The following is a 21,168-nucleotide window of genomic DNA, read 5'->3' as shown; positions in this document are numbered from 1 at the left end:
CGGTCCGCGTGCGTCGCCAGCTTCATCCGGTACGCGAGGTCCGTTCCTCGGGCGGGTCACCCCGCCCAGGTCGTCCACCAGTACGGCTCCGATCTGTGTCGAGCGCCACGTGATCACCGTGCGTGATCAGGGTTTCCACCTGCCTAGCCTCGGTTGATGCGTGACGACGGCACCCTCGACGACCCGTACGCCCCGAGCAGGCCCACTGCCGATACGGAGGATGGCACCTCAACCGAACGGACAACCACCGCGAGCCGGCTCCGGTCGTACGCCCGGGACCTGACCGGTCGACGCCGGGCACAGCTGGCGCTGGCCACCGGTGTGGTGTGCTGCCTCGGTCTGACCGCCGTCGTCCAGATTCGCGACGAGGGTGCCGACGCGGCGACCCGGAGTGGATCGCTCTCCAGCTCCGAGCTGGCGCAGCGCGCCGAGCAGCAGCGCGCCTCCCGTTCCCTCGACCGCACGGCTACCCCGAGCGCCTCCGCCGCCGCCCAGTCCGCCGCGGCGAGCCCCGCCGATCCGGACACCAGCGCGCCGGCCCGCAAGGTCGCCCCGGCTCGCCCGACCGACCCGGCGCCCGTCGCCGGGCTGGACGAGGACCAGATGGAGAACGCCGAGGCGATCGTCCGTACCGGCCGCAAGATGGGTGTGCCGCGCCGGGGTCTGGTGATCGCTGTGGCTACCGCCATGCAGGAGAGCAACCTCTACAACGTGGCCAGCGGCGTGCTGCCCGAGTCGCAGGACTATCCGCACCAGGGCGTCGGCTGGGACCACGACTCGGTCGGGTTGTTCCAACAGCGTTCCAGCAGCGGCTGGGGTCCGGTGGGGCGGCTGATGGACCCCGAGTTCGCCACCCGGCAGTTCCTCAGCGCGCTGGAGCAGGTGCCCGGCTGGCAGCGGATGCGGCTCACCGACGCCGCCCAGGCGGTGCAGGTCTCCGCGTACCCCGAGCACTACCAGCAGCACGAGTGGCGGGCCACCCGGGTCGTTGACGCCATCGTGCCGGCGGGGCGGTAACCTACCGCCCACTATGGACGGTCAGGGGTTGAGGCTGTCGCATCCCGGGTACATGTGTTGCGGGTTCGGGGTACACATGAGTACGGGACCATCGACAGGAGGACGCCATGTCACTGATGCAGCGGATCACCACGTTCCTGAGATCGCCGAAGGGGCAGCAGTTGGTCGAGCGAGGTCGTCGAGAGATGGCCAAGCCGGGCAACCAGCAGAAGCTGAAGGGGTTGGCGGCTCGGCTGTCCAACCGCCGCCGCTGACCGCTCCATCGGCCGCCCTGTCCACCGTTTCCACCCCTGGGGAGACCTGGTGACCGACACTCCGCCCGTCGGCGGTCAGCCCGCCGCCCCTACTCCGCAACCGTCCGTCGACCTGCCGGCCGGGCCGGTGGACGCCCCCGAGGGTCCGCCGGCCCGGCTCTGGGACCGGATGCGTGACGACCCGCAGTACGCGCCGGAGCACCTTGCCCTGGAGGCGGTGCGCCGCCTCGGGCCGGAAGCCGTGCAGTGGGCCGCCCGTGCCCGGGCCGAGCAGCCCGGGGTTTCCGCCGACGTCCTTGCCGACCAGGCGGCCCGCAAGTTCGTCAACCTGGCCCGACTGTCCGGCGCGGTCTCCGGCGCGGCCGGGCTGCCCGGCGCCGTGATCGACGTGGGCGTGCTGGCCTGGACCCAGGCGCGGATGGTGCTGCACATCGCCGCCGCGTACGACGTCGACCCCCTGCACAATGACCGCGCCACCGACCTGCTGGTGCTCCAGCGGGTGCACAAGGTCGCCGAGAGCGCCCGGCTGGCGCTCGGCGTGGCCGCCGGTCGGGAACGCGCCGACGCGCTCTTCGGCCTGGGCGGCCAGCGTCCGCTCGGTCGGGTCATGCTGCAACTCGGCATCCGGCTGGCCCAGATGGCCGGCGTCCGGGCCGCGAAGCGGATGGTCGCCAAGATCGTCCCCGGCGCGGCCATCGTGCTCGGCACCTGGGCCAACTCGTCGGCTACAAAGGACCTCGCCCAGCGGTCCCGGGCCCTCTACGGCTCCCGCGGCAACGCCGTCCCGGAGCCGCGCCAACCCTGACGGCCCGTCCGGGGTGGTCAGCCGGCCAGGCCGGAGGAGCGCCAGGTCACCTCGGCGATGCGGCCCTGGCCGGTGGCGTTGGGGTGGAACCAGTCCAGCGGGTTGAGCAGGTCCAGGGTGAACCGGACCTTGTGCAACGCGCCGCCGTCGTGCCGGCACCGTGATCCGTACGCCCGGCAGGACGCCTTCAACTCGGCGTTGTACGCGTCGATCCGGTCCCGGACGGCGGCCCGGCGCGCCCGGTCGGCGGGTGCCGTCGAGGTCGCCTCGGCCAGCAGGGCCGGGCAGATGCCCCGCCGCCACGCGCGGGTCGCCCGGGCGTCGTCGTGCCCGACCTCCCACAGTCGGTACAGGTCGGGGATGCTCACCACCAGCACCCGGGCCTTCGGCCGGCCGGTCCGCAGGACCCGCAGCCCCCTGTCGACGTCGGCCCGGAACTGCGCCACCGGCGTCATCGCGTCCACCCCGCCCCGGCAGACGTCGTTGGCGCCGATCAACACTGTGACGTAGTCGGCGCGGTCGCGTACCGCCGCCTGGGCCTGACCCTCCAGGGCGTCCGCGCGGGCGCCGGGACGGGCGTGGTTGTACGTCCGGTCGCGGATCGCCGGGTTCTGTTCCAGCAGCCGCCGGTAGTGGCTCTGCACCCGCAGCCCGTCCCCGGTCGACCAGGAGTTGCGCTCGCAGGAGGTGAGCACCAGGCAGGAGGCGAAGCCGGTGCTGATCGAGTCGCCGAGGGCGGCGATGCCGCCGGGCCCGCTCGACGGCCTGGCGCTCGTGGTGGGGCGGGGTTCCGCGGAGTTGCCGCCCTCGCAGGCCAGCGCGACCAGCGCCGTGAGACAGGCCAGTGCGGCGACCCAGCGTCGAGGCATGACGTCTCCCGTTCCCGCAGCACAGAGCGACAGCGCGGTAACTCTATGCGCAGGATGTGGTTGGTCGGGAAGTTGCTGTCGGGTATGCGGCAGAGTGCCGACGTGGAAGCGGTCGCGGTGCTATGCGTCCCGCCACGGTGCCCGCTGGCCGTGCAGCCACCAGTGCAACGCCCTGGTGATCCGCGGCAGCACCAGATAGGTCATCAGCGGGGTCAGGCAGAGCGTCATCAGCAGCACCCGGGCCGCCAGCGGCACCGCGTCGAGGAAGCGGCTCGTCAGCAGTGTGGCGGTCAGGCTCAGGGGGAAGAACGCCAGCCAGATGGTCACCGCCTGCTTCCAGCGGGGCGGCGACGCGGGCGGGGCCTGCTCCACCGGGTCCACCGAGTGCTCCAGCGGCCTGTCGAACCAGCCCTCGATCCCGGTACGCCGCTCGACCCGGGTGTGCTCGACGATGCCCTGCGCCGAGCTGAGCCACCAGTGCCGCTGCGGAGACTCCTCCCACCGGCGCAGCGTCTCGGCGTCGGCGAAGCGGTAGAGCATGTGCCACTCCGGCGAACCGGGGCCGCTCTGCACCCAGCCGGCGCCGAGGAACCCGGGGAACGCCTCGGCCAGCGCGGTGCCGGCCCGCATCCAGGCCACCATCTCGCTGGCCCGGCCGGGATCGACGCGGCGGGCGATGGAGACGGTCACCGGCACGGCGAGGGTCATTGACATGCGCCCATCCTGCGGTCGACGAGGCCGCGGCGCGAACGGATGTGCCGGAGCACACCGGCGGGTGCGGGTGCGCAGGCGCTCGGTACCGGTTAATCCGGCCGATCGGGGGTAGGTCGGTGGGTATGACGAGATCGCAGCCCCGGCGCGCCCGTGGCACGGTCGGCCACGCGAACAGCGCGTTGAACCTTCGGCTCACCCTCGCCAGCTTCGGGCTGGTGATCATGGTGCTCTTCGCGGTGCTGGCGTTCTGGGCCGGCATCGCCTGGCTCGGCGTACTCTGCGCGATCTTCGCGGTGGTCGCCGTGGTCGACCTGGTCGTGATCCAGCGCCGCCGCGCCGCCCGCCGCCGCGAGGAGCCGGGCGTACGACACTCGTTGTTCGAGTGACAGGAGGACGGAATGCCCCACATCGCCACCACCAACCCCGCCACCGGACAGGTGCTCAAGACCTATGAGGCGATGTCCACCGAGCAACTCGACGACGCCATCGAGCGCACCGACCTCGCGTTCCACCAGCTGCGGGCGACGACAGTCGACCAGCGCGCCCAGTGGATGAACGCCGCGGCCGACCTGCTGGACGCCGAGCGCGACGAGATCGCCCGGATCATGACCACGGAAATGGGCAAGACGTACGTCGCGGCGCAGGCCGAGGTGACCAAGTGCGCCTCCGCCGCCCGCTTCTACGCCGACAAGGCCCCCGCGTTCCTCGCCGACGAGCCCGCCGACGCCGACGCGGTGAAGGCCACCAGGGCCTTCATCCGCTACCAGCCGATCGGCGTGGTGCTCGCGGTGATGCCGTGGAACTTCCCGCTCTGGCAGGTGATGCGCTTCGCCGCCCCGGCGCTGATGGCCGGCAACACCGGCCTGCTCAAGCACGCCTCGAACGTGCCGCAGACCGCGCTGCTGCTGGAGGACGTGTTCCGGCGAGCAGGCTTCCCCGAGGGGGCCTTCACCACGGTGCTGGTCGACTCGGAGGCCGTCGACCACATCCTCAGCGACCCCCGGGTACGCGCCGCGACGCTCACCGGCAGCGAGACCGCCGGCCGGTCCATCGCGCAGATCGCCGGGCGGGAGCTCAAGAAGACCGTCCTCGAACTCGGCGGCAGCGACCCCTTCGTGGTGATGCCATCGGCCGACGTGGACCGGGCCGCCGAGGTGGCCACCACCGCCCGCTGCCAGAACAACGGCCAGTCCTGCATCGCCGCGAAGCGGTTCATCGTGCACACCGACGTGTTCGACGCCTTCGCCGAGAAGTTCGCCGCCAACATGGCCGCGCTGCGCGTCGGCGACCCGATGGACCCGAACACCGACGTCGGGCCGCTGGCCAGCGAGCGTGGCCGCGACGAGGTGCACGCCCAGGTCCGCGACGCTGTCGACAACGGCGCGACAGTGCTCTGCGGCGGCGAGGCGCCGGCCGGCGACGGCTGGTTCTACCCGCCGACAGTGGTCACCGACCTCACCCCGCAGATGCGGATGTGGTCCGAGGAGGTCTTCGGCCCGGTCGCCGGCCTGTACCGGGTCTCGTCGTACGAGGAGGCGATCGAGGTCGCCAACGGCACCAGCTTCGGGCTCGGCTCGAACGCCTGGACCCGGGACCCGGCCGAGCAGGAGCGCTTCGCCACCGACCTGGACGCCGGAAACGTCTTCATCAACGGGATGACCACCTCGTACCCCGAGTTGCCGTTCGGCGGTGTGAAGAACTCCGGGTACGGGCGGGAGTTGTCCGCGCTGGGCATGCGGGAGTTCTGCAACACCAAGACGGTCTGGGTGGGCGAGGGCGCCGCCTCGGCCGGCGCCGGCGCGCACGCCGAGTAGTTCGGGGCGCGGCACGCGTCAGCCGGTGCCGTCGTGGGTAGGAAGTGTGCCCATGACGTCGTTCGGGTTCCACGCCTCGCATGAGCAGATCGGTCCACGCGCCCTGTTGGAGGCGGTGATCCACGCCGAGCGGGCCGGCTTCGACGCCGCCATGTGCTCCGACCACTTCTCCCCGTGGAGCGCCCGGCAGGGCGAGTCCGGCTTCGCCTGGTCCTGGCTGGGCTCGGCGTTGCAGGCCACCGGCATGCCGTTCGGCGTGGTCAACGCGCCCGGTCAGCGGTACCACCCGGCGATCATCGCGCAGGCGATCGGCACCCTCGGCGCGATGTACCCGGGCCGGTTCTGGGCGGCCCTGGGCACCGGCGAGGCCAGCAACGAGCACATCACCGGCGACCCGTGGCCGCGCAAGGACGTGCGCACCGCCCGGCTGCGCGAGTGCGTGGACGTGATCCGGGCCCTGCTGGCCGGCGAGGAGGTCAGCCACGACGGTCTGGTCCGGGTGGATCGCGCCCGGCTGTGGACCCGCCCCGAGCAGCCGCCCGCGCTGGTCGGCGCCGCCGTCAGCGTGGCCACCGCCCGCTGGTGCGCCGAATGGGCGGACGGGTTGATCACCGTGAACGCCCGGTGGCGCACCTGCGCGAGATGATCGACGCGTACCGGGACGCGGGCGGACGTGGGCCACTGCACCTCCAGGTGCACGTCTCCTGGGCGCCGGAGCAGGCCCAGGCCGAGGCGATCGCGTACGACCAGTGGCGCAGCAACGTCTTCGCCCCGCCGGTCTGCTGGGACCTGGAGACCGTCGAACACTTCGACGTGGTCTCCGCCGACGTGCCGGCGCAGCGGGTCGCCGAGGTGGTCAACGTGTCGGCGGACCTGGGTCGGCACGTCGGCTGGCTGGAGGAGTACGCGCAGCTCGGCTTCGACCAGATCGCCCTGCACCACGTCGGGCAGGAACAGCGCGGCTTCATCGACGCCTTCGGCGCCGAGGTGCTGCCGAAGCTGCGCCCGGGCGGCTGATCGAACAGGCGTACCCCTAGGCTCGTACCCCATGGAAAGCCTGTTTCCGGTCGTCGTCTTCCTGGCGATCGCCACCCTGGGCGCCGCGTTGGCCCGCCGGCTCGGCCTGCTCGCGCCGATCGTGCTGGTCGTCCTCGGCCTGGCGCTCTCGTTCGTGCCAGGCTTCCCGCAGGTGGAACTCGACCCGGAATTGGTGCTGGTCGGCATCCTGCCGCCGCTGCTCTACGTGGCCGCGCTGGAAACCTCGGTGCCGGCGTTCAAGAACAACATCCGGCCGATCCTGCTGCTCGCGGTCGGCCTGGTGTTGTTCACCGCGTTCGTGGTCGGGTTGGTGCTGCACCTGCTGTTGCCGCAGCTGCCGTTCGCGATCTGCCTGGCCCTCGGCGCGGTGGTCGCCCCACCGGACGCGGTGGCCGCCACTGCCGTCGCCCGTCGGGTCGGGCTGCCCCGCCGGGTCGTCACCATCCTGGAGGGCGAGAGCCTGGTCAACGACGCGACAGCGCTGGTGCTGCTGCGGGTCGCGACGATGGCCACCGTCGGCTCGGCCGTCGGCGCCGACAAGATCGCCATCGAGGTGCTGCGCTCCACCGGCGGCGGCATCCTGATCGGGGCGCTCGGGGCGCTGGTGTTCGGCTTCCTGCATCGGCGGATCACCGACCCGCTGCTGGACAACGCGCTGTCGCTGATCATCCCGTTCGCTGTGGTGTTCACCGCCGAACACCTGCACGCCTCCGGGGTGGTCGCCGTGGTCGTCACCGGCCTGGTGCTCGGGCACAAGCTGCCCCAACTGCTGTCGGCGGCGTCCCGCTTGCAGATCGGCGCGTTCTGGCGGCTGGTCCGCTTCCTGCTGGAGGGCCTGGTCTTCCTGCTGGTCGGGCTCCAACTGCGGGAGGTGCTGCGCGATCTCGACGAGCCGATCGGCTCGCTCATCCTGATCACCTTCGCGGTGCTCGCCACCGTCTTCCTGACCCGGTTCGTCTGGCTCTTCCCGGCCACCTACCTGGCCCGGTTGGTTCCCCGGGTCCGCCGCCGTGACGCCCGGCCGTCACCGAAGTTCCCGATCATCATCGGCTGGGCCGGCATGCGGGGCGTGGTGACCCTGGCCGCTGCTCTGGCCCTGCCGCTGACCCTGGCCGGCGACGAGCCGTACCCCAGGGCGTTGTTGATCTGGTTGGCCTTCGCCGTGATCGTTTTCACCCTGGTCGTTCAGGGTGCCACTCTGCCGCTGGTCGCCCGCCGGTTGAAGCTGCCGCAGGACGACCCGATGCAGGACGCGCTCTCCGCGGCCGCCGTGCAGCAGCAGGCCAGCAAGGCCGCCCAGGACCGCCTCGACGAGTTGGCCGACAGCGCACCCGACGCGGTGGTGGACCGGCTGCGCCGAGCGGTGGCGGACCGCACCAACATGGCGTGGGAACGACTCGGCGGCGACGAGCGGGAGACCCCGTCGCAGGCGTACGGTCGGCTGCGGCAGGAGATGATCGACGCCGAGCGGGACGTGTTCCGGGCGGCCCGGGACTCCGGTCGGATTCCTGAGGAAGTGTTGGTACAGGCCTACCGTGACCTGGACCTGGAAGAGTCGTTGCTGCGAGAGGTTGAGAAGTGAGCTGTCAGCACCTGACCGAGGCCGGTGCCGCCGAGCCGCGTACCCCCGACGAGTGCGCGGACTGCGTCGCCATCGGCGACACCTACTGGGTGCACCTGCGCACCTGCCTGAGCTGCGGGCAGGTCGGCTGCTGTGACTCGTCGCCGAACCAGCACGCGAGCAAGCACTTCGCGTCCACCGGCCACCCGGTGATCCGCTCGGCGCAGCCGGGCGAGGCCTGGCGCTGGTGCTTCGTCGACGAGGAGATCGGCTGACGGTCAGCCCGGGTGCGGTGACCGGTCGGCGCTGTCGGCCAGGGCGCGTCGGGCGAGCGGTGGCACGGCGAGGCCGGTGAGCGCGAGCAACCCTGCCAGCGCCAGCCAGCCGACTGGGCCGCCGTCGATGATCAACCAGGTCAGCAGGGCCGGGCCCGCCGCGCGGACCAGCCCGGCGAGCAGTCCGTCGACCCCCTGGTAGGCGCCGAGGGCGTCCGGTGCGGCGAGGTCGTAGGCCAGCGTCGCTCCGGCCCCGGCGTGCCACAGGTCGCCCAAGGTGTAGATCACCGTCGCGCCCAGCAGCAGGCCGACCGCCACCGGGGTGGGCACGATGGCGCTCGCGGCCCAGAGCAGCATCCCGGCCGCGAGCACCAACCCCGCCCGGCGCATCGTCGTCGCCGCCGGCACCGCGTGCCGGGCGCTCCCGCTGAGCCGTACGGCGAACAGCACGGTGAGCAGTGTGTTGACCAGTAGGAGGGCGGAGACCGTCACCAGAGGCGCATCGGTGTGCGCCACCACCCACAGCGGCAGCACCAGCGTCAACGCCACGTGGTGTACGGAGAGCACCGCCGAGGCCCCGGCGACCGCGAGGAACGGCCCGTCGCGCAGCGCCCGGCCGGCTCTCTGACGCAGGGGTCGCCGGGCCGGCGGGTACGCCGGGAGTCGCATGATCAGCGCCGCCGAGACCAGATAGGTGGCGACGTTGCCGAGCACCAGCAGTCGGTACGCCCACCCGGTGTCCACCACCAGCGCGAACGCGGCCAGCCCCGCACCGAGCGCCACGCCCAGGTTGGCCACCGCGCGCAGGGTGGCAAAGGCGTGCACCCGGCCCTGCGGGCCGCCCACCGCGGCGACCAGCGCGGCGCGGACGGCGAGGTTGCCGGAGATCAGCAAGGCGTCCAGTGTGGCCACGAGCAGAAAGACCGGGAAAGAGTCGACCAGCAGGTACGCGGCGGCGACGGCAGCCTGCGCTAGTTGCAGGACGGCGCGGAGGCTCCGGGGGTCACGCTGGTCGGCGAGCCCGCCGAGCGGCACGCTGGCAGTGAGCCCGACCAGGCCGGCGAGAGTGAGCCCGACCCCCACCTCCGTCGGGGTCAGCCCCACGGCGCGGGTGAGGAAGAGCGCCGCACCCGTTACCCACAGCCCCGTGCCGATCGTATTGGCGAGGGTGGCCAACGACAGGGTGCGTAGCCGACCGGGCGGCGGCAGCGGCGACAGCGACCGCCAGCGGCCGCGAACCTCCGCCGTGGTGCCCACACCTCGACCGTAGGGCCGACGGATGCTCGCCGACGCCCCGCCGAGTGCGGCATCCGTCACAGCCCGCCTCCAGGTCGTCCATCGGCCTTGAATTGCTCCCGGGCTAGGGCTTGTTCGGTGACGTCGGTTTGTTCGAGGGCTGTGGCTTGTTCGGTGACGTCGGCTTTGTTTGCCGGAGTCGGACCAGTGGTAGGTCACGTCCGCCGGTGGTACTGGTTGCGGCGGGGGAGCCGGTCGGGGTCGAGCCAGGCCGGCGGAACGAATTCGGGGTGACCGTCGCCGCCGAGCCGGACGGTCCACTCACCACTGTGGACGTGTCGGTGATGGTGGCCGCAGAGCAACACGGCGTTGGTCAGGCTGGTGCTGCCGCCGTCGGCCCAGTGGTGGATGTGGTGGGCGTCGCACCAGCGGGGCGGGCGGTCGCAGCCGGGGAAGGCGCAGCCGCGGTCGCGTAGCACGAGGGCGCGGCGTAGCGGCCCGGTGATGAGGCGGCGTTGTCGCCCGACGTCGAGTGGTTGGCCGGAGCTGCCGAGGACGGCGGGCAGGACGGCGGCGTCGCAGGCGAGCCGACGCACGGCCTCGGGCGTGAGGTGCAGGCCGGTATCGAGAGCGCCGGTGCCCAGCTGCCGCGTCAACCCGTCGTAGCTGGTGGTGACGACGAGTTGGGTGGGGTCACCGCCGTGGTCGGGCAGTTCGCCCCCGCGCAGGGCGAGTCGGCAGACATCGGCGAGGGCGTCGTGGCGGCGTTGCCCGGCGGTGCGGGTGTCGTCCGGCCCGGTGGGTGCGCCGAGGGGGTCGATGGCGGTGCGGAGCAGCGCGGCAGCCTCTGGATCGAGGATGCCGGTGAGGCGTAGCCGGCCGTCGGCCTGTTCGCTGATGGTGACGTGTCGGTCGCGGGCGGCGCGCGACTCGTCGGCCCGCAGCGCCGCTTCAGCGGCCGCGTCGGCGACCTCTGGGGCGACGTGGTCGAGGATGCGGGTGCCGAGCCTGCGTAACAGGGTGGCGTCGAACTGCGCCGCCCAGTCGACGAGGACACCGACCGCCTTGTCGGCGGCCTCTGCCCCGGCGGCGGTGTGGACGGTCTCGACCGTGCCGGCGATGACCCGCACCTGCTCGACGTCGACCCCTCCGCCGGCCAACGCGTCCCGCACGCCTGGCGGGGCGGCATCGAGCGTCGCAGCCAACTCGACCAGACGACGGGAGGCACCAACCCTTAGACGCAGCCGGTCCCGCAGCCACACTGCCGTCGAGGACGCGCCCTGTGCGGTCGCGGTGCCTCGACCGTCCACCTCCCGCACGAGGGACAGCTTGACCGCGGCCAGGCGTTGCTCGAGTCGGTGCGTGGCGTCGAGTGCCGCGATGAGGTCATGCTCCGGAAGAGCCCAGGTCGGCGCGTAGAGGCAGTCGACGACTGCCGCCTCCGCCTGCGCCAACCCTTCCAACATGGATCGATAATAGAACAGGTGTACGACAGTTCTGGCCCGGTCGGCAGGTCAAGCTCGCCGGCTTCCAGCAGCGGCAAAGGGTGCCCACTGTGGCCTTCGCCGAGGCCGGGCTCAGCGGCTGATGCCGTCGACGAGACGTTCCGTGGCGAGGCAGGAGACGAGGCAGCGTTCCTTCGCGTCGCCGCTCAGCCGGGCGGTCCAGTCGGTGAGGCCGCCGTCGCCGATCTCCAGGCTGCCGTCCAGAACGGTGATCCGCAGTGCGCACCCCGTGTAGTACCCGCGACCGCGAGACCGCTCCGGTTCGTCCACGAGCGGCACCACATCGCCGTCGAGCCCCGGTCGGACGGTGTCGGCCAGCCGCTCCCGGACGACCCGGTCGTCGAAGGTGGTGACGTGTAGCCGAGGTGCGGCGGCCGGTGCCAGCTCGGCGAGCACGGTCCGCCAGTAGGTGAGGTGCCGGACGAGCAGCCGGGCCTGCGTGTCGCCCGAGCCGGTGTCGCGGGCGCTGGACACCAGGGCGAAGAGTCGGAAGTGCGCCGACGCGTCGCTGCCGAAGTCCTGCGCCCGCAGCACCCGATGGGCAGCGGCCAGGTGCACCTCACTTCGTCGGCGGCGGCGGGCGGCCGCCTCGACGGCGAGGGCGTTTGTGGGATCGCTCAGCACCTCGCTGGCACGCATCGTGGTGACGATCCTGTTCTGGCTGACCGGTGCGACCGCCGAGCAGGTGCCGAACGGTACGACCGGCGACAGCTCCACCCCGGCGACGTCGGCAGGCAGCAGTTGCCACATCCGGGCCTCCACCCGCGCGAGCACGCGCGGATCGGCGCGGGCCGGGCGGACGAAGCGGTCCTCGCGCCACCGTCGTACCACCTCGGGTGGACGCACGGCCGCCGCCCGGTCGCGGGCCACGGTCAACAGCACACTGCGCAGGTCCGCGCCGGACAGCCCGGACAACGCGCTGCGGGACCCCGCCGGCATCGCCGCCCACGCCCGACGCTCCGCGCCAGCCAGGTCACCACCAGCCAGGTGACCGCCAGCCAGGTCACCACCAGGCAGATCACTGTCATCCATGGCTGTCACCCTGGCTCACTCGACGCGTCGGATCCATCGGTTTTGTCGCGGGCCCGGTGATTCGTTCACGTCATCAGCTCGACAGCGCCAGCGGCAGGTACCCGCCCGTGCCTCGAACTGTCCGGCGAAGCGCCAGAGCGCCGCCGGTGTTCCAGCCACCCACCATCAAGTGATCATGGAAGCCCACTGGTCGCGCGTACCCCCGTCTATGCTTCTCCGACGGTGCGGGCGTCGACGGGGGACGGACATGATTGACACTGTCATCTTCGATGTTGGTGGGACCATTCTCGACGAGTCCCGCGAATTCGCTGCCTGGGCCGACTGGCTCGGCGTGCCCCGGCACACCTTCTCGGCGGTCTTCGGCGCGGTGATCGCCCGGGGTCTGGACTATCAGGAGACGTTCCGGATCTTCCGGCCCGACTTCGATCTCACCATCGAGCTGGAGCGTCGCGAGGCTGCCGGCCAGCCGGAGTCGTTCGCCGAGGAGGATCTCTACCCGGACGCGCGAGGGTGCCTGGAGTCCTTGAAGGACCAGGGTCTGTTCGTGGGCCTGGCCGGTAACCAGCCAGCTCATGCGGAGGCGACCCTGCGCGATCTCGACCTTCCGGTGGACGTGATCGGCACGTCGCACGGGTGGGCTGTGGCGAAGCCGTCACCGGCGTTCTTCGAGCGGGTCGTCGCCGCGGGCGGTGGTGTCGCGTCGTCGATCCTGTACGTCGGCGACCGGCCCGACAACGACGTGCGCCCGGCCCTGGAGGCGGGCATGCAGACGTGCCTGATCCGACGTGGTCCGTGGGGGCACATCCTCGATCCCTCCGCAGTGGCCGATCGGTGCCTGTTCCGGATCGACTCGCTGGACGAACTCCCGAGCCTGGTGGCGAAGCACAACGCGGCCGGCGGTTGACCCGCCGGCCGCGCGATCGTGCGGTCCTGGAGGCCGCCCCTCCCCGGGCGGCCACCAGGACGTCGGTCAGGTCAGCGAGCAGGCCGCTCCGTTGACAGTGACCAGCCCGGGGCTCGGGTTGGCGCCGCCGCCCGTCGTCGCGTTGAAGCCGAACGTCACGGTGCCGCCGGGTGCGATCTTGGCGTTGTACGACTCGTTGCGCGCGGTCACCGTCGCGCCGGACTGGGCGACCTTCGCCAGCCACGCCTCGCGTACCCGCTGGTCACCGGTGAACGCGAAGCGCACGCTCCAGCCGTTGATGGCCGCGGTGCCCGTGTTCTGGATGGTCAGCTGCCCGGTGAACCCGGTGCCGCCCTGCCAGGCGCCGTAGTTGCTGTAGCGCGCCGTGCAGGTGGAGGCCGGCACCGCTCCGGCGTCACCCTGGTCGGCCAGGAACGAGGAGATCCAGGCCAGAGCCGAGTTCCAGTTGATCGCCACCTCGTTCGTCGAGTACGAGTTGATGTCGTCGACGTAGCAGAACATCGGCTCGCAGCCGGCCAGCAGTTGTGCCACGAACGGGTCCTGGAGGGCCGCGTTCGGGCCACCGGCGAGGGAGCCGGCGGGCGGTCGGGGCAGGTTCGGGTCGAGCTGGTGGCCGAAGATCCGGCTGTGCTGGTTCTGCGCGGCGTGCTCTCCCCACCCGGTGACGTAGGAGATGTTCAGGGCGTTGCGACCGAGGATGTAGTCCATGGCCTGTACGGCGCCGTCGCGGTAGACGGGGTTGCGGGTCAGGTCGAACGCGGTGGCCAGCACCACGGCGTTGTTGATGACGTTGCTGTTGCCGCCCCAGAAGTAGCTGTTGGCGTCACCGGGCATCGGCAGCCCGTACGCCTGCTGGCGCAGCTCGGCGAGGTACGTGTCGGCGGCGGCGGTGACCGAGGCGCGGACCCGGGCCAGATCGGCGGCGGGTAGCCCGTTCGGCACGGTGGCCAGGTCGAGGCGGCCCAGCGCGGCCACGCTCTGCCAGCCGAAGCCACGTGCGTCGAACACGTTTCCGGTGTGGTGCGGTGAGGCGGTCAGGTCGGCCAGGTAGTTCTGCGCGCCGGTGGTCAGGTACAGCTCGGCAGCCGCCCAGTAGAACTCGTCGGTGACGTTGCTGTCGTCGTACGCGCCGCCGCCGGTGCCGTCGGTTGGGCTGGCGTACACCGCCGGGTGGGCCTTGGCCGCGGCGTAGGCGGTCTTCGCGGCAGTGCCGCAGCGGGTCGCGAACGCCGCGTCGTACGGGGCGAAGAGCCGGGCGCACTGGGCGGCGGTGGCGGCCAGGTTGAGGGTGGCCGCTGTGGACGGCGGATGCAGCTCGCGCGGCTGCGGGTCGTCCTGCGGCGAGAGGGGCAGCCCGGTCCAGTTCTGATCGTGGATCTTGTGGTGGACCATGCCGGCGAGCGGCTTGCCGGCGGGCACCTGCATGCGCAGCAGGAACTCCAGCTCCCAGCGCGCCTCGTCGAGGATGTCCGGCACCCCGTTGTCGCGCTCGGGCACCCGCAGGGTGCCGTCGGCGAGTTCCGCGCCGCCGTTGGCGGTGGCCGCCGTCCTGGTCCGCTCGAAGGTGTTCAGCAGCTGGTAGGTGGCGATGCCGCCGTTGACCACGTACTTGCCGTGGTCGCCGGCGTCGTACCAGCCGCCCCGCACGTCCAGGGAGTAGTCGCAGACACCCGGCTGGCAGGGCACGTTGGTGTCGCCCTGGTTGGGTGCGACGCCGAGGTGGCCGGCGGGTCGGGCGTACTCGTCGCCGATCAGGTCACCGTCGATGGCGATGCCGCTGCGCTGGGCGTAGAAGAACTGCAGCGAGTCGGAGCGCAGCTGGTCGTAGAGGGCGCCGGAGATGTCGAACGGGTGACTGGTCTCGCCGTCCACGGTGAGCGTGAGCCCGGTGCCGGGGGTGCGGTAGCTGGAGAAGTCGACAGTCTGCACGTTCTGCCCGGAGGCGGCGTCGACACCACGAGCGGTGGTGGTGCCACTGGCCACGACGGCGCCGGCGGCGCTGCGCAGCTGCCAGGGCAGCGCCGCGGTGGCCTCGGTGACGACAGTGGCGTTCTTCGGGCCGCCGGGAAGGTAGCCGACCTGGTTGACGCGCACCCGCGGCCCGGTGTCCGGCTCGTACGGCTCGGGCGGCTCTCCGCCGCGCAGCGAGACGTCGTCCAGGCAGATGGTCTGCGCCTGGGCGGAACCGCCGACCTGGAAGATCAGTTGGGCGTTGGGATTGTCGTCCGGGACGGTGAAGGTCTGCTCGACCCGCTGGAGGGTCCCGGTCGCTGTGGCGTCCACTGCCGCGTACGTGGTGTACGGGGCGCTGCCGAGCTGCAACACGGCCTTGACCGCGGCGCCGGGGGTGGCGGAGACCGCGAAGCCGAGGGTGTATTCGGCGCCGGCGATCAGCGGCACGCCGTCCTGGCCGATGCCGGCGTCCCACGGGTTGGCCAACCCGCCCGCGACTGTGGTGCAGAGCTGGCCGTCGGTGACCGCCAGCGCGCCGGTGCCGAAGGAGAACCAGGGGCTGACCCCGGCGCTGAAGTCGCCGTTGTCGATCTGCTCGGGGGCGTCCGGTGGTGGGTCGGCGTGGGCCGCGCCGGCGCCGGCGCCGGTGAGGGCCAGAGTGGTCGCCGCAGCCAACAGGAGGCGGCGTCGGGATGGCGTCACGGGGAGTCCTTCCGGGACGGAAAGTGGGACGTTGGTGGTGGCACGGTGATGCGGGGGAACCTGGGAGCGCTCCCAGTCATCGGCTCGATGTTTCCAGTGCCGGTACGTCATGTCAATTGATCTGGTTGGATGGGTTTCAGCGTCCGACGAGGGCGGTCAGCCCGAGCGGCGCCCCCGAGGGACCGTCACCCGGACGTGAGATTGGCCGCGCCACGCGCCGTCGTCCTGATCTCCTAGAGACAACTGCGCCCTTCGCCTGGCAGGCTGCCTCCCATGACCCTGAAGCTGCGTTCCGTGGGAACGAGCGACCGTGGGCTGATCCGCAGCGGAAACCAGGACGCCCTGCACGCCGGCGCCTGGCTCGTCGCCGTCGCCGACGGCATGGGCGGAATGGCCGCCGGCGACCTGGCCAGCGCCCTCACCATCGACGCGGTCGCTCCGCTGGACCTGGAGACACCCGAGGACGCCCTGGTGGCCGCGCTCGAGGGCGGCATCGCGCTGGCCACCTCCCGGATCCGACAGGCGGTCGCCGAGGATCCCGAGCGCCAGGGCATGGGCACCACGCTGACCGCCCTGCTCTTCGCTCGTACCGGCAGCTGCCTGGCGCTCGCGCACGTCGGCGACTCCCGGGCCTACCTGTTCCGCGAGGGCGTGCTCAAGCAGGTCACCCGGGACGACACGTTCGTCCAGATGCTTGTGGATCAGGGCGTGATCACCGCCGACCAGGCCAGCAGCCACCCGCGCCGGGCCGTGGTCACCCAGGCGTTGCAGGGCGACGAGGTCTCCCCGTCGTACGCGACAATGGTGCCCCGGGCCGGCGACCGGTGGCTGCTGTGCAGCGACGGCCTCTCCAACGTGGTTCGCCCGGACACCCTCACCGAGGTGCTCAGCGGCTATCCGGACCGGGACGCCTGCGCCGCCAAGCTGATCGACCTGGCCCTGCACGCCGGCGCGCCGGACAACGTCACAGTCGTGGTGGCCGACGTCGTCGAGGAGTAGGCCCGGCGCTCAGCGCCGACGTGGCGTGGCGTGCCGGGTGGGTGTCGCCGTTCCCGGATCCTCCGGCCACGGGTGCCGGGGATAGCGCCCGCGCAGCTCGGAGCGGACCTGCGGATAGCCGGTACGCCAGAACGACGCCAGGTCCGCGGTGACCGCCACCGGCCGGCCGGCGGGCGAGAGCAGGTGCAGCAGCACCGGCACCCGACCGTCGGCGATGCGGGGGGCCGCCGGCCAGCCGAACGTCTCCTGGAGCTTCACGGCGAGCACCGGCGCGGCCGGGTCGCCGTAGTCCAGCCGGATCCGAGAACCACTCGGCACCTCGATCCGCTCCGGGGCCAGCTCGTCGAGGCGGGCGGCCTGCGCCCACGGCAGCAGCCGGCGCAGCGCCGACGGCACGTCCACTCGCGCCAGGTCGGCCCGGCGTCGCGCGGCGGCCAGCTCCGGGCCCAGCCACGTCGGCGCGGCGTCGAGCAACGAGTCGTCCCCGACCTCCGGCCACGGCTCGCCCAGGTGGTGCCGGAGGAACGCGAGCCGCTCGCGCAGCGCCCGCGCCGCCGGCGTCCACTGCAACAGCCCCAGCCCCTCCTGGCTCAGGCCGGTCAGCAGCGCGGCGGCCACCTCCGCCCGGTCCGGCCGGTCCAGCCGCCGCTGGACCAGCTCGATCGCGCCCAGCCGGGTCACCTCCCGGGCCACCACGTCTCCGTCCGACCAGCCGACCTCGCGGCCGGTTCGCAGCAACGGACCGGCAGCCTCCCGGGCCGTCGCCTCGTCCACAGGGGAGGCCCGGCGGATGCGGGCCGACGGCGCGCCGGGGGTGCGGTCCGCGACCGCCACCGCCAGCCAGTCGGACCCGGCCAGCCCCGAACCGGCCGCCAGTTCCGCGGCCGTCCCGCCGGTCATCAGGTACGCCGAACCGCCCGGCCGCCGCACCCGGGCCAACCGTTCCGGGTACGCCAGACCGACGAGCAGCCCGGCGGCGAGATCGTCGCTCAGTCCACCCGAGCCGGTGCGGCCCTTCGGCGGGGCGCCGGCAGGCAGCGCGGCCCGCAGCCGGCGTACCTCGGTGCGCCAACGGGCTGTCGCGCCCGCGTCCACGCCGGTGCGCAGCCGACGCCAACCGGCGACCAGATCGTCACCGGGGCCGGCCGCGCTCTCCTCGGCGAGCAGGGCGACCACCTCGGCCGCCCGGTCGGCACCGACCCGGCCGGCGCCGTCGAGCAGCGCCCGAGCCAGCCGTGGGTGCGCCCCGGCGGCCGCGATCGACCGCCCCCGCGCCGTGATCCGACCGTCGGCGTCGACAGCGCCCAGGGTCTCCAGGGTTTCCCGGGCCACTGTCATCGCGGCGGCCGGCGGAGCGTCGGGCAACGCGAGCCCGACGCCGTCCGGTCGGCCCCAGGCGGCCAGCTCCAACGCGAAGCCGGTCAGGTCGGCGGTGGCGATCTCCGGCTCGGCGCGAGCGGGCAGCCGCTCGTGGGTCGCCGCCGACCAGCAGCGGTAGACGTACCCGGGGGCCTCCCGGCCGGCCCGGCCGGCCCGCTGGGTGGCGGCGGCGCGGGAGACCGGCACGGTGACCAGCGCGCCCAGCCCGCGGGCCAGGTCGATCCGGGGCACCCGGGACAGCCCGGCGTCCACCACGATCCGCACACCCGGGACGGTCAGACTGGTCTCGGCCAGCGCGGTGGCCAGCACCACCCGCCGCCGGTCCGCGCGACGCAGCGCGGCGTCCTGCTCGGCGCCGCGTTGACGACCGTGCAGCGGCAGCAGCGCGACCGCGTCCCGCAGGTCGGCCAGCCTGCCGGTGACCGCCGCGATCTCGCCGGCCCCGGGCAGGAAGACGAGCACGTCGCCGTCGTGCTCGCGCAGCGCCCGACGAACGGTGGCGGCCACGTGGTCGAGCAGGGCCCGGTCCACCGGCCCGGCCCCTGGCGGGGCGATCGGGCGCGCCGGGGGCACCCAGATCCGCTCCACCGGGTGCAACGCCGAGTCGGCGCGTACCACAGGTGCCGGGGTGGGCCCGCCCAGCAGCGCGGCGAACCGGTCGGTGTCCGGGGTCGCCGACATCGCCAGCAGCCACAGGTCCGGCCGGAGGGTGGCGCGCGCCTCAACTGTGAAGGCCAGCGCGAGGTCGGCGTCGAGTTGGCGTTCGTGGCACTCGTCGAGCAGCACGGCACCCGTGCCGGGCAGCTCCGGGTCGTGGTGCAGCCGGCGGACCAGCAGGCCGGTGGTGACCACCTCGATCCGGGTGGCCGGGCCGACCCGCCGCTCGCCGCGTACCGCGTAGCCGACCCGCTCACCGACCCGCTCGCCGAGCAGCTCGGCCATGCGCCGGGCAGCGGCACGGGCCGCCACCCGGCGGGGTTGGGCGATCACCACCCGACCGGTCACCCGGTCGGCCACTGCCAGCGGCGCGAGTGTGGTCTTGCCGGTGCCCGGCGGGGCCACCAGCACACCGGCGCCGGCCGCGTCGAGTGCCGCGACCAGCGCCGGCAGCACCGGACGGACCGGCAGGTCAAGTGTTACGTCGGAGAGCACGGCCCAGTCTCGCACCGGGACGGGTGCGTCAGGAGCGACGGACCTCGCCGACGCCGAGCACGAAGGCCCGCCAGGCCGTCGCACCGAAGGCGAGCACCGGGCCGGAGCGGTCCTTGGTGTCCCGGACGGCGACCTGACCGTCGACTGTCGCGACCTCCACGCAGTTGCCGTTGCCGCTGCTGCGCGTGCTGGTGCGCCAGTCCGCTCGGGTCAGGTCGTACGCCGTCATCCGCGGTACCTCTCGTCTGCGTCGGCGTGCCGCAGAGGCGGTCACGCAAAGTTACGAGAAGCATGCTCAAGACGGGTCAACGACGCCGTCGGATCGAGCGCCATCCGGCACAGCTCCTCGTGCAGAAGGCTATACCCGAGCACATGATCGGCTTCCTCCAGAGCCAGTCCCATCGTGAGGTTATCCAGGTAAACCACTGACGCGTCGGCGGCATCGGCGAAGTTGAGGATCACGTACGGGGTGCTCATCGCGGGATGCCCGCCAGCGGTGAAGGGAAGTACCTGGATTGTCACGTTGGGTAGCTGCGCGATCCGGCTCATGTGGACCAGTTGTTCGGCCATCACCGCGGCGCCGCCGACCGGGCGCAGGAGCACCGCCTCGTTGAGGATCACCGACAGATCGACAGGGTCCTCGCGGCGCAGCACCTCCTGCCGACGCAGTCGGGCGGCGATCTTGCGCTCCAGACCGTCCTCGCCGGCGGTACGCCGGAAGATCTCCCGGGCGTACGCCTCGGTCTGCAGCAGCCCGGGCACCGACTCGGCCTCGTACGTGCGCAGCGCCGCCGCCTCGGCCTCCAGCCCGACGTAGAACTCGAACCACTCGGGGAGCACGTCGCTGTAGTTCTGCCACCAGCCGCGCTGCTGTGCCCCCCGGGCGATCTCGATCAGCGCCTCGGCATCCGAACCGGTCACCTGGTACAGCGCGAGAGCGGCCCGGACGTCGCGCGGTTTGATGCCGATCTGCGCGGTCTCGATCCGGGAGAGATTGCTCTTCGACATGTCGAGCTGACGGGCGGCCACATCGAGGGTCATGCCCGCGCGTTCCCGGAGTTGGCGGAGTTCCCGGGCGATGCGGCGCCGCCGCACGGTCGGGCTGGCGGCGGATCGGATGGTGGGAGTGGCGGTCACCGTCCGAGTCTGCCACGACAAGATCCGCAGGTCGCAGATGCACGGAGTGCAACTTTCAAATCTGGGAGTTGCGTTGCAGTAGCTGTCGGTGCATCCTTTCCCGGTCGCGATCACTGTGGACACACCTGTGCGGGAGGACCGTTGCTCATCGCCGACGAGTTCTTCCTGATCGCACACAACGACAGTCGCGGCAAGGCCAAACTGCATCCGGCGGCGACCGGGCTCGGGCTGGCCGGTGGGCTCCTAGGCGAGCTGATCCTTTATGGACACATCACCGTCACGGCCGGGCAGATCAGCGTCATCGACAGGCGTCCGCCGGCCGATGCCCTGGCGCACACGGTGCTGGACCAGTTGGTGGGTGAGTCCCAGCACCGGGAGCTGCGCACCTGGCTGAGCTTCCTGTCCCAGAGCGCCACGACCTCGGTGGGGGAGCGGTTGGCCCGCGCCGGGGTGTTGCGCCGCCAGGAGAGTCGCCGGCTGCTGCGTACCTCGGTCAGCTACCTGCCGATCGACCTCAACGCGGTGGCCTGGCCGGCCACCCGACTACGGGCCCTCCTGGACCGACCGGACCCGCCGGGCGTGCCGGACGCCCTGCTGCTCGGCCTGGTCGTGGCCGCGGGGCTGACCCGCGAGGTGCTGTGGAGCGCCGGCCCCCGCGCGCACCACCGGCTGAACGTCCTCATCCCCGCGCTGCCGGCGCCGCTCAAGGAACTCGTCGGACACACCGAGGCCGCCGTCGGCGCCGCCGTGCTGCGCGGCATCCCCTGATCCCCCTCCGGTAACCCCAACCCTCCCCTCGT

The 21,168-nt window shown here is 72.4% G+C and carries 19 protein-coding genes and 1 pseudogene; 11 read left to right on the top strand and 9 right to left on the bottom strand.

Translation table 11 applies throughout. The features are described from left to right. Nucleotides 1-156 precede the first annotated feature (156 nt). The 3 genes from OG598_RS16345 (at nt 157) to OG598_RS16335 (ending at nt 2,076) form a co-directional block, all read left to right on the top strand. Nucleotides 157-1,017, top strand: coding sequence for a peptidase M23 (locus tag OG598_RS16345; protein WP_328655213.1), 861 nt, complete (start codon nt 157-159; stop codon nt 1,015-1,017). A gap of 107 nt (nt 1,018-1,124) precedes the next feature. Beyond that, entirely contained in the window at nt 1,125-1,271 is a 147-nt protein-coding gene (locus OG598_RS16340; RefSeq protein ID WP_167457721.1) for a hypothetical protein, read from the top strand. 49 nt (nt 1,272-1,320) lie between these two features. Further along, complete coding sequence (locus tag OG598_RS16335) at nt 1,321-2,076, top strand: EcsC family protein (protein ID WP_328655212.1); 756 nt, start codon at nt 1,321-1,323, stop codon at nt 2,074-2,076. A 17-nt stretch (nt 2,077-2,093) separates the two neighbouring features. Here the strand turns inward: OG598_RS16335 and OG598_RS16330 are convergent, their stop codons facing one another. Continuing rightward, nucleotides 2,094-2,945: a GDSL-type esterase/lipase family protein gene (locus OG598_RS16330; RefSeq protein ID WP_328655211.1), complete on the bottom strand. Its 852-nt coding sequence runs from the start codon at nt 2,943-2,945 to the stop codon at nt 2,094-2,096. A gap of 120 nt (nt 2,946-3,065) precedes the next feature. Next, on the bottom strand, nt 3,066-3,659 hold the full coding sequence (locus OG598_RS16325; protein ID WP_328655210.1) for an antibiotic biosynthesis monooxygenase: 594 nt from the start codon (nt 3,657-3,659) through the stop codon (nt 3,066-3,068). 122 nt (nt 3,660-3,781) lie between these two features. Between OG598_RS16325 and OG598_RS16320 the strand changes: the two genes are divergently transcribed. The 5 genes and pseudogenes from OG598_RS16320 to OG598_RS16300 all read left to right on the top strand — a co-directional run bounded on the left by OG598_RS16320 (nt 3,782) and on the right by OG598_RS16300 (nt 8,347). After that, the gene (locus OG598_RS16320; RefSeq protein WP_091401582.1) at nt 3,782-4,045 is read left to right on the top strand and encodes a DUF6343 family protein; all 264 of its coding nucleotides are present in this window, start codon (nt 3,782-3,784) and stop codon (nt 4,043-4,045) included. A 12-nt stretch (nt 4,046-4,057) separates the two neighbouring features. Next, a complete protein-coding gene (locus tag OG598_RS16315; RefSeq protein WP_328655209.1) occupies nt 4,058-5,473 on the top strand; it encodes an NADP-dependent succinic semialdehyde dehydrogenase in 1,416 nt (471 codons plus the stop codon). Between the two features lie 52 nt (nt 5,474-5,525). Next, nucleotides 5,526-6,490: pseudogene (locus tag OG598_RS16310) on the top strand (TIGR03885 family FMN-dependent LLM class oxidoreductase). A gap of 31 nt (nt 6,491-6,521) precedes the next feature. Further along, nucleotides 6,522-8,093: a Na+/H+ antiporter gene (locus OG598_RS16305; protein WP_328655208.1), complete on the top strand. Its 1,572-nt coding sequence runs from the start codon at nt 6,522-6,524 to the stop codon at nt 8,091-8,093. Next, nucleotides 8,090-8,347, top strand: coding sequence for a UBP-type zinc finger domain-containing protein (locus OG598_RS16300; RefSeq protein ID WP_091401591.1), 258 nt, complete (start codon nt 8,090-8,092; stop codon nt 8,345-8,347). Before OG598_RS16305 ends, OG598_RS16300 begins: the two co-directional genes overlap by 4 nt. A 3-nt stretch (nt 8,348-8,350) precedes the next feature. Here OG598_RS16300 and OG598_RS16295 read toward each other — a convergent pair whose 3' ends face one another. The 3 genes from OG598_RS16295 to OG598_RS16285 form a co-directional block, all read right to left on the bottom strand. Next, the gene (locus OG598_RS16295) at nt 8,351-9,604 is read right to left on the bottom strand and encodes an MFS transporter (RefSeq protein ID WP_328655207.1); all 1,254 of its coding nucleotides are present in this window, start codon (nt 9,602-9,604) and stop codon (nt 8,351-8,353) included. Between the two features lie 194 nt (nt 9,605-9,798). Continuing rightward, complete coding sequence (locus OG598_RS16290) at nt 9,799-11,049, bottom strand: HNH endonuclease signature motif containing protein (RefSeq protein WP_328655206.1); 1,251 nt, start codon at nt 11,047-11,049, stop codon at nt 9,799-9,801. A gap of 111 nt (nt 11,050-11,160) precedes the next feature. Further along, nucleotides 11,161-12,120: a hypothetical protein gene (locus tag OG598_RS16285; RefSeq protein ID WP_328655205.1), complete on the bottom strand. Its 960-nt coding sequence runs from the start codon at nt 12,118-12,120 to the stop codon at nt 11,161-11,163. Between the two features lie 247 nt (nt 12,121-12,367). Here OG598_RS16285 and OG598_RS16280 point away from each other — a divergent pair, with 247 nt between their 5' ends. Next, nucleotides 12,368-13,024, top strand: coding sequence for an HAD family hydrolase (locus OG598_RS16280; RefSeq protein ID WP_328655204.1), 657 nt, complete (start codon nt 12,368-12,370; stop codon nt 13,022-13,024). A 66-nt stretch (nt 13,025-13,090) separates the two neighbouring features. On the opposite strand, the gene OG598_RS16275 is transcribed toward OG598_RS16280, so the two are convergent. Then, a complete protein-coding gene (locus tag OG598_RS16275; RefSeq protein ID WP_328655203.1) occupies nt 13,091-15,700 on the bottom strand; it encodes a glycoside hydrolase family 9 protein in 2,610 nt (869 codons plus the stop codon). A 273-nt stretch (nt 15,701-15,973) separates the two neighbouring features. Here OG598_RS16275 and OG598_RS16270 point away from each other — a divergent pair, with 273 nt between their 5' ends. Further along, nucleotides 15,974-16,699, top strand: coding sequence for a PP2C family protein-serine/threonine phosphatase (locus OG598_RS16270; protein ID WP_328655202.1), 726 nt, complete (start codon nt 15,974-15,976; stop codon nt 16,697-16,699). 9 nt (nt 16,700-16,708) lie between these two features. Here OG598_RS16270 and hrpB read toward each other — a convergent pair whose 3' ends face one another. The 3 genes from hrpB to OG598_RS16255 are packed head-to-tail and all read right to left on the bottom strand — an operon-like array spanning nt 16,709 to nt 20,326. Further along, nucleotides 16,709-19,231 (bottom strand): ATP-dependent helicase HrpB, encoded by a 2,523-nt coding sequence (gene hrpB, locus OG598_RS16265; protein ID WP_328655201.1) that lies wholly within the window; start codon nt 19,229-19,231, stop codon nt 16,709-16,711. 28 nt (nt 19,232-19,259) lie between these two features. Further along, nucleotides 19,260-19,460 (bottom strand): DUF397 domain-containing protein, encoded by a 201-nt coding sequence (locus OG598_RS16260; RefSeq protein ID WP_328655200.1) that lies wholly within the window; start codon nt 19,458-19,460, stop codon nt 19,260-19,262. Nucleotides 19,461-19,501: 41 nt separating this feature from the next. Continuing rightward, on the bottom strand, nt 19,502-20,326 hold the full coding sequence (locus tag OG598_RS16255) for a helix-turn-helix domain-containing protein (protein ID WP_266305185.1): 825 nt from the start codon (nt 20,324-20,326) through the stop codon (nt 19,502-19,504). 183 nt (nt 20,327-20,509) lie between these two features. Between OG598_RS16255 and OG598_RS16250 the strand changes: the two genes are divergently transcribed. Further along, nucleotides 20,510-21,136: a GOLPH3/VPS74 family protein gene (locus OG598_RS16250; RefSeq protein WP_328655199.1), complete on the top strand. Its 627-nt coding sequence runs from the start codon at nt 20,510-20,512 to the stop codon at nt 21,134-21,136. The last annotated feature ends 32 nt before the right edge of the window (nt 21,137-21,168 follow it).

It is taken from the genome of Micromonospora sp. NBC_00330 (genome assembly GCF_036136635.1).
Taxonomy (GTDB): Bacteria; Actinomycetota; Actinomycetes; order Mycobacteriales; family Micromonosporaceae; genus Micromonospora; species Micromonospora salmantinae.
Note: the sequence above shows the minus strand (reverse complement) of the source record. Positions and strands in the feature narration are given on the sequence as shown.